Source organism: Chloroflexus sp. (assembly GCF_034432675.1).
Taxonomy (GTDB): domain Bacteria; phylum Chloroflexota; class Chloroflexia; order Chloroflexales; family Chloroflexaceae; genus Chloroflexus.
In genome coordinates this window covers 1-3,948 of sequence record NZ_DAOUBI010000251.1, presented here as the reverse complement: position 1 = coordinate 3,948, position 3,948 = coordinate 1, and the positions used below count along the sequence as shown (strand labels likewise).

The following is a 3,948-nucleotide window of genomic DNA, read 5'->3' as shown; positions in this document are numbered from 1 at the left end:
CTGTCCCACACACTTGCCAGCAACCCCTTCAGCGTGGGTCGCCCCTCGTGCGCGATCAGCCCGAGAAGGACGGTCGCGAAGTCCTTCCATTGGCGGCGGCTGACGCACGGGCGAAACAGCTCCGGGGAATAGCGCAGTGCTGGGAAAAGGCATAGAATGGGCGTAGGCCTGGTCCACCTCCGGGACAATGGTTTGCCGGTGTATTTCATTATCCACGAAAGAGGCCGTGCCCGCTACTTCAGATTATCAAAGTGCAAAGATAGTGATGTGCATGCTGGCTTCAAGCTGGTGGGTGTGGACGATAATCAGTTCGGCGATCTGGCGATTGAGCGTTAACATCGAACCGATAGGGGTTGCGAGATCACGAGCGGCGATAGCATCACGCTTTACCGCTGTCGTGATCACCCCCATACCGAGCGGTTTATCGAGTAACAGTCGATCGCCCGGTTGGGTACCGGCTTTCGTAATAATCCGCCGTGGAACAATCGTACCGACATCACCGCCTGATCCAAATCATTGGGTAAGGCAGCGATGGCAAGCGCAAGTAATGACTTTCCTCTTATCGTGTAGATATCGCTCAGGGCATTGGCAGTAACGATAGCGTCATAGGTGTACGGATCATCAACAATGAGCGGAAAGAAATCAACCGTTTGCACCAGAACAGTATCGCTATTCAATTGGTAGACTGCCGCGTTATCTCCGTCGGTCAAGCCAATCAAGACCTGGGCATGATGTGGAATGCGGAGCGTCGTTAGGGCATCCAGCCCCAATTTCGCTACTCAGCCAGCGCATGCAGCCAGTGTTGTCAAACGAATCTGTTCGCGTTTGTCCATGGTTTGTGTCTCAGCAACAGTTATCGGTTCAATCGTATTATAGCGTATTGGTGTCAGGCAGTGCTGCTTCGTATGATCGCGACGTGGCTGCAATCACTTGGCGGCAGCAACCGGTGTCGAAGATGCTCCTATGCCGAACCAGGGCAGGTTGGGATGGGGCGATACAAGGCGGGAGACAAGGAAGAGGGATGTAGCGTGTTTGAGGCGCTGCACTTCCTGCCTCTGGTAGATCAGAGATGGACAGACAATACGAGTTAATACAACGGCCACCCAATCAGGGAGACTCAGCACAGGACTCTGCTTTCCCTTCTTCCGCTCGGCGGGAGAGGGGCTAGGGGTGAGGACGTTCAAGGTATTGCCAGGCTCTACCTTTTGTATGAGATCGTATGTTCTACCTACCCTTGAACGAGGTGGGCTGGAGTAGGAGCGATTTGCTATCAACCACTCGGCGAGTACTGACGTGGTCTTCACAATGTTTTGTTCCGGCAAGTTTGCCACTAGCAAACTTGCCGTGTATCAACCACTCGGTGAGTACTGGCGTAGTTTTCGCAATGCACGCGATACACACCGGCTATTTCATAATCCTGACGTTACCATTCCTCGTTGATTGTTTGATGCGCTGGTGATTGAACGCGAAGGCAATCCCCTCTTGCAGCGTAGCTTTTGTCACTATATTACCCAGATCAGCACCGATATACACCATTGTCTGCGCAATTTCCGATCGAATCCCGGTAATAACAACCTGAGCGCCTAACATCGCTGCCGCTTGTGCAGTACGCAGCAATGCTCCCGCTACCTGGGTATCTACCACCTTAACACCGGTAATGTCGATAATTGCTATCGACGCCCGATATTCAGCCACACCGTTGAGCAGGGATTCCATCACGAGCTGGGCACGGCTTGAGTCGATGGCACCAATGAGTGGCATCGCCACGATCCCATTGGCAATCGGTAACAACGGTGTGCTCAGTTCCTGCAAGATAGCCTGCTGAGCGGCAATGCGCTGCTCTTGCATTACAATAGTCTGACGTTCACGCTCAACCTGACGCTGATCGGTAATGTCACGAATCGCGACCAAGACATCCTTCCCGCTCAGCGTCATACGCGCCTCGTAGTCGCGTACCTGGCCATCGACCTGCATTTGATATTCGTAGCGTTGCATGCTGCCGGTGCGTCTCAGTTCTGCCAGGTTACGTGCCGTCAAATCGGCCAGTTCTGGTGGTAATACCTCGGCAAAATGCCGTTTGAGAAAGTATTCTAGAGGGAAGCCAGGTGTGATATCATTGGTGTGATAATCCAGGAAAACGCCATCCAGGGTCATGATAAAAATCAGGTCAGGAATTGCCTGCAAGAGTGCGCGTTGGCGCTGTTCGCTGGCCCTGATCCGCTCCGCTGACTTTAATTCTTCAGTAATATCGTGGTTGATAAGGCCATAACCGGTGATCGTACCCTGGCGATTGCGTAATACCAGCAACGCTATATATGCGGTTATCACCGAACCATAGCTGTGTATATATCGTAACCTGGTACGAGGACTGCTGCCGATCATCGCTTGCTGAACGATGGTTTCGATCTGCGGACGGTCATCAGGATGTACAAGCTCAATCCATGATTGTCCAACCAGTTCGTGCTTACCTAGCATCGTCGCACATGCCGGGTTAGCATAGGTGATGGTTAGCTGCGGATTGAGGAGCGCAATCCCATCAGGGGCATTCGCTACGAGCAAGAGCAACGTTCGCCGTTCTTGTTCTTTCTCTTGCTGTTCGGTAATATCTTCGTAGAAGCCAATGACACCGGCAACCTGTTGATTGCGGATCAGTGGTACTTTGCCGGTTCGCAACCAGATGGAACTTCCATCACCGCGAACAAGGGTCTCTTCGATATTCAGCTGCGGTCCAGAGGTTAGTACGACCTGATCATGGGACTGATAGGCGGCTGCCTTATTCCGCCATGGCAACTCAAAATCGGTTTTGCCAATAATCTCAGCGAAACTACTGAGCCCGGCATCCTGAAGGACACGTCGATTACAACCCAGAAAGCGCGACTCTTTGTCTTTCCAGAAAATGCCTAGGGGGAGATTATCGATCACGTTGTAGAGAATTTCGCGTTTTTCGTACAATTTATCACGCAATCGATGAAGGGCTGAAATATCCTGGCCAATGGATGTGAATCCGTTCAGGTTGCCATTGTCGTCATAGTGGATGACGATTGACCAGAGGAATGCACAAACGGTACCATCACGATGAATCACCCGATTTTCGATCTCTGCTGAGTGTTGCTGCCTATTAGCGAGTTCGATCATCGTCTGCTGAAGTGTTTCACGATCATCGGGGTGGGTAAAGGCTAGAACCGACTTTCCAATACATTCCTCTGGTGCGTAGCCGAAGTAGCGGCGGGCAGCCTGATTGATATAGGTGATGTTTCCTTGCGCATCTGACTCAGTGAAGATCAGACCAGCAAATTCGAGAACCTTGGAGAAATGTTCGAGTTGGTGAGGGGTAAGAGAAAGCGATGAACTCGATTGATGTGTCATTTCGATAGCTCCTGCATGGCTTGGTTGTTGTTACAAAGCGGTAGAGTACGGCAGGATGGTTTATTTGGTTTTGTATCTGCGCTTTTCAGAGCACTTCATGCAGAACTGATTGTGCATCTCTTGCCTCATGCTCAATTTTACCACTTTTTAACGGTGGTACGGCCTGGAAGTTCGACGATGGTTGGGATGAATGCTGTCTGTCTTTGTCAGCAGTAACAGATATTCAGTCCCTCATACGCTCCCAGTGCGTGCCAGCACCTCCAATCCTGTCACGCATATTCACACCTGGAGATATATCAACGCATACTTCTTCTAAAAAATCCCCTGTTCCTCTCCCCTCAAGGTGGAGAAGCAGGGTCAGATCATTAATCGCCACTCCCAGACCGCATGCAACGCGCAATAAATCTCCGCACCCACTCAGCACACCACTCTTTTCTTCCCTCTCCTCTTTCCTAATTTTCTCTCCCACTCTCCCACTATCTCAAGCCTCAGAACCTCGGATGTGTCTCAAGCTGCTGCACCAGCGCCTCGAACAGATCGCTCTCGGTGATGATGCCAATCACACGCTTGTTTTCGTCAATC

General features: G+C 51.3%; 3 protein-coding genes. All 3 read right to left on the bottom strand.

The window, feature by feature from the left end; all coding sequences use genetic code 11:
- Positions 1-246: 246 nt before the first annotated feature.
- A complete protein-coding gene (locus tag VAE55_RS18805) occupies positions 247-411 on the bottom strand; it encodes a hypothetical protein (protein ID WP_322817251.1) in 165 nt (54 codons plus the stop codon).
- Positions 402-770, bottom strand: coding sequence for an AIR synthase related protein (locus VAE55_RS18800; RefSeq protein ID WP_322817250.1), 369 nt, complete (start codon positions 768-770; stop codon positions 402-404). Before VAE55_RS18800 ends, VAE55_RS18805 begins: the two co-directional genes overlap by 10 nt.
- A 634-nt stretch (positions 771-1,404) precedes the next feature.
- Complete coding sequence (locus VAE55_RS18795; protein ID WP_322817249.1) at positions 1,405-3,366, bottom strand: PAS domain S-box protein; 1,962 nt, start codon at positions 3,364-3,366, stop codon at positions 1,405-1,407.
- Between the last annotated feature and the right edge of the window lie 582 nt (positions 3,367-3,948).